Source organism: Bradyrhizobium sp. NBAIM08 (assembly GCF_020193935.1).
GTDB classification, from domain to species: Bacteria; Pseudomonadota; Alphaproteobacteria; order Rhizobiales; family Xanthobacteraceae; genus Bradyrhizobium; species Bradyrhizobium yuanmingense.
This window is the reverse complement of the sequence record NZ_JADYVR010000080.1, coordinates 1-586: the sequence shown is the minus strand read 5'-3', so window position 1 is coordinate 586 and position 586 is coordinate 1. Positions and strand designations below refer to the sequence as shown.

The following is a 586-nucleotide window of genomic DNA, read 5'->3' as shown; positions in this document are numbered from 1 at the left end:
CAGCAGTCCTCACTAAACCAACCAGTCAGGACGAGACTGCTGCAACGCTGTTGCTCTTTCAGCTCGTCGCAGCTGGTCGAAATCGTCGCTTTGTCCATAACCGGCAGCATGTCAGTAAAACCATCCATTATGAACCATCAACGGAACAAAAATTATCCGGGGCCGAAAAACACGGCAACACAACCAACAAGCCAGGGGTCAGCACGCCTGCCTTTACATGTCCCCATTAAAATAGCGGTACAAATACACCTGAAAAAACGGGTTGCTCCGCTCCTCTTTATTTTTCTATACCTCATTTCCCTTACCATCAGCACCCGGGGCCAAACCATTACTACCATCGCCGGCACCGCTAATCCGGGCGACTATCTGGCGGCTGGTGCAGCATCACTTTTCAACCCACGTGGTATGACGGTAGATGCAACAGGCAACATCTACATCGCCGAACAGGGCCATCACCGTGTTCGCAGGATTAACGCGGCAACAGGGGTAATCACGACCATCGCCGGTACCGGCACAGCAGGTTATAGCGGCGATGGAGCACCAGCCCATTCGGCGCAGCTCAATAATCCGTTTAGCGTAGCCGTGG

The 586-nt window shown here is 53.1% G+C and carries 1 pseudogene; it reads left to right on the top strand.

Features of this window, described 5'->3' with window-relative positions:
- Positions 1–129: 129 nt before the first annotated feature.
- A pseudogene (locus I6F37_RS38485) lies at positions 130–586 on the top strand (hypothetical protein); the annotation flags it as partial.